We start from the raw sequence: 3,258 nt of genomic DNA, 5'->3' as shown, positions 1-3,258 counted from the left end.
ATCATTGGGCGGTGGAGAATAATCTGCACTGGATTTTGGACGTTGCATTTTCAGAGGACGCATGTCAGATAAGCACAGGAAATGGGGCTGAAAATTTCTCCATTCTGAGACGGCTTGCGCTGAACGCTATCAAAGCCAATAAGGGAAGTCGCAGTATCAAGAGTCACCGGAAGCTAGCAGGGTGGGACCATAAGCACCTGAAAAAGCTGCTTTGCTCAGTCGTTCTGAATTGATGCAATTGCCCTGGGTACCCATTGGAGTAATAGCGGCTACCAGAATACCGGCACCTCCACCAATAACCAGGAACCCCAGTATGGTTTTAATGGTGCCTTTTACCACCTCAGGTGCAGGTTTCTTTTGAATAGCCAGGCCAATTAAAGCAACCAGACCAATTAGAATGGCGGGTGTACTGAGTACATCCATTAAGAGCTCAAGCATACTTCACACCCTGTTATTGATTCATATACTCTTGCAATTTTTCTTTCATGGCTGCTTTATCCGTAATATTAGGAATAGCAATTACATCGCCAGAAAGAATGGAATCCGCTAAATCTTTTGTGCAAATAAAAACATCTGCCATATCCGGTGTTACTGAACCTAAGTCGGTGTGATTCACTTCACCTTCAACACCGATTTCATTCAGAATCTCTTTTACCTTCATTTCAATCATGAAAGAAGAGCCCAAACCCGTACTGCAGACAGCCATAATTCTCATGACAAACCTCTTAATAGTTTTTGATAACTTCGATAATTTCTTGATTCGAGCTGGACTGAATAACCTTCTCTACATCCTCTTCGTGGCAGAAGAACTCTGAGATAGACGTAATCAGCTCAATGTGTTGGTTGCTGTCAGCTGCAGAGAGGAGCAGGATCAGACGAATAGGGTCATTTTCCGAGCTGTGGAAGCTCACCCCTTCTTTGACAATCAAGAGCGACAAGGCATTTTTAATCGCACCTTCATCAGGCCTGGCGTGGGGCATGGCAATTTGAGGAGCCACCACATAATAGGGCCCTAACTCATCGGTTGATTTGAAAATGGCCTCTTTATAAGAGATGGAAATTGATCCGTCATTAATTAACGGTTCACATACACGATCAATAGCTTCTTGCCAGTCAGTGACTGAATCAAAAACAGCTATGCGATCATCAACAAGCAATTGACTGAGCATAAAGCATCCAAATTTAAAAACCTGTTACGAGCTTAACTGTGTCGATCTGTTATCTTTTTTTCAGTCTATGGCTCTTGTTTTTTTATTTAGATGACCCACGTCAAATTTTCATTCAGATATTAACCATGAAAAACAAAGCCCATCAAAAACCATCGCACTGACTTGACTCATATCAACAGCAGAACATCTTTTAAACAAATGGGCGGTTATTTATTCAATAACGATATTTATTATTTAAATAGCCCTCTTATTCATCAACCATTCATATTTAATTTTTATCTCAACGATAAGACGCATGAACTTCTCATATCAGCCTCTTTTTTATTGCGCCACAATTTCTTACACTCCCTGCCATTCGTAGGAGGATTAAGTTATGAGTACACAGATTGATCAGGAAACTCAGGACAAACTGGATGCAGCTACCTTTCGCAGACTGCTGAAGCACCTTGACGACAACAAGGACGTTCAGAACATTGACCTGATGATTCTGGCTAACTTCTGCCGCAACTGTCTGGGCAAATGGTACAAATCTGCTGCAGATGATCTGGGTGTTGAGGTATCCGATAACGAAGCCAGAGAACGCATCTATGGCATGCCTTATTCCGAATGGAAAGAGAAACACCAGCGACCGGCTACACCGGAACAGATGGCTGCTTTTGAGGCCAGGCAAAAGAAGTAATGCCCTTTTTGCCTGTCTGACAGCTATATTGATGCCAATCCTGAACAAGAGAACTGAGTATGAGTCGTTTTCCGTTACAGATTCACATTCCCAAGGCCAGCCGGCTGGTTTATGGATGCATGGGCCTGGGAGGTGATTGGAACAGTAACCCCATTACCGATCAGGACTATACGCTGGCTCACAAAGCCGTGAATACCGCCTTGGAAAGTGGCATCAATTTCTTTGACCACGCCGACATCTACACAATGGGCAAAGCAGAGCAGGCATTCAGTAGTGTGCTTAAGGCAGAACCCAGACTCAGGCAGGATCTGATCATCCAGTCCAAATGCGGTATTCGTTTTGCGGATGAGAACAACCCTGGCCGATATGACCTTTCTCCCCAGTGGATTGAATTCAGTGTCAACGAAATCCTGGAAAGGTTGGGCACAGAGTATCTCGATATTCTCCTGCTTCACCGCCCTGACCCGCTGATGGAGCCGGAGTTAATTGCTGAAGCCTTTACCCGCCTATACGACAGCGGAAAGGTTCGTCATTTTGGTGTTTCCAATATGAACCAACACCAGATTGCTTACCTTCACTCTTGCATTGAGCAGCCCCTGATTACTAATCAGTTACCCCTGAGTCTTGGGCGTTGTGACTTTGTGGATGATGGCGTACTGGTGGCCATGAATGAAAGTGCTGGCACAGGTTTTACACCAGGACTGGTAGATTATTGTCGAAGACACAGTGTTCAGCTGCAAGCCTGGGGCTGTCTGGATCAAGGTTTATTTACCGGGAAAGATGTCAGCAACGAGTCTGAATCCGTAAAGGCAACCGCCAGCCTGGTGGCTCAAATGGCTGAAGAATATCAGACCTCTAAAGAAGGGATCGTTCTGGCCTGGCTCATGAGGCATCCGGCCAGCATTCAACCGGTTATTGGCACGACCCATGAAGATCGTATCCGAGCCTGTTCTCAAGCGGTGGATATCAATATGAGCCGGGAAGACTGGTACAAGCTGTATATTGCTTCCAGAGGACAACCTTTACCCTGATTCTTATTTGATGCGTTGAATTCTGCACCTTGATTGAGTGCAGAATTCAATCTTAGTGACAGTTAATCATGCAGCTGTGGGTAGAACTGTTTGCAACGAAGCACCCTGTTGCCTTCTATAGCCTGATAATAGAATTTCCAAATGAACTACCCCGCAGCAAGCTGCGGGGTATCCTCAGTGCAACTTGAGTGGTCAGTCCATAAACAGACTGATTTGGTTCGGACTTATTTCCTTCCGGTGTAGCTGCTTGTACTCCGCATTGCCTTGGTTTTTGACATAATTTGCAATTACATCTTCATTACCATGCTGGCCGACAGTATTCATAAAATATCCTGAACTCCAGAATGCTCCACCCCATAACTTTTGCTTAACTTCAGGG

The 3,258-nt window shown here is 44.8% G+C and carries 6 protein-coding genes; 2 read left to right on the top strand and 4 right to left on the bottom strand.

All coding sequences use genetic code 11. The features are described 5' to 3' along the window. Positions 1-156: 156 nt before the first annotated feature. From WG89_RS28020 to WG89_RS28010, 3 genes are read right to left on the bottom strand one after another with little or no spacing between them, the layout of a single operon-like run. Complete coding sequence (locus WG89_RS28020) at positions 157-438, bottom strand: PTS transporter subunit IIC (RefSeq protein WP_062271014.1); 282 nt, start codon at positions 436-438, stop codon at positions 157-159. A 13-nt stretch (positions 439-451) separates the two neighbouring features. Further along, on the bottom strand, positions 452-715 hold the full coding sequence (locus tag WG89_RS28015) for a PTS sugar transporter subunit IIB (protein ID WP_062271012.1): 264 nt from the start codon (positions 713-715) through the stop codon (positions 452-454). 10 nt (positions 716-725) lie between these two features. Beyond that, the gene (locus tag WG89_RS28010; protein ID WP_062271010.1) at positions 726-1,169 is read right to left on the bottom strand and encodes a PTS sugar transporter subunit IIA; all 444 of its coding nucleotides are present in this window, start codon (positions 1,167-1,169) and stop codon (positions 726-728) included. A gap of 373 nt (positions 1,170-1,542) precedes the next feature. Between WG89_RS28010 and WG89_RS28005 the strand changes: the two genes are divergently transcribed. Both WG89_RS28005 and WG89_RS28000 read left to right on the top strand, forming a co-directional pair. Further along, positions 1,543-1,848 carry a DUF1244 domain-containing protein gene (locus tag WG89_RS28005; RefSeq protein ID WP_062271009.1) on the top strand — a complete coding sequence of 102 codons (306 nt, stop codon included), beginning with the start codon at positions 1,543-1,545 and terminating at the stop codon, positions 1,846-1,848. A gap of 59 nt (positions 1,849-1,907) precedes the next feature. Then, a complete protein-coding gene (locus WG89_RS28000) occupies positions 1,908-2,879 on the top strand; it encodes an aldo/keto reductase (RefSeq protein WP_062271007.1) in 972 nt (323 codons plus the stop codon). 192 nt (positions 2,880-3,071) lie between these two features. Here WG89_RS28000 and WG89_RS27995 read toward each other — a convergent pair. Further along, on the bottom strand, positions 3,072-3,258 hold a 187-nt coding region (locus tag WG89_RS27995; protein ID WP_172806680.1), incomplete at its 5' end, for a transposase.

Origin of the sequence: Endozoicomonas arenosclerae (assembly GCF_001562015.1) — a bacterium.
Lineage (GTDB): Bacteria > Pseudomonadota > Gammaproteobacteria > Pseudomonadales > Endozoicomonadaceae > Endozoicomonas_A > Endozoicomonas_A arenosclerae.
The sequence above is the reverse complement of the archived record's forward strand: the minus strand, read 5'-3'. Positions and strand labels throughout refer to the sequence as shown.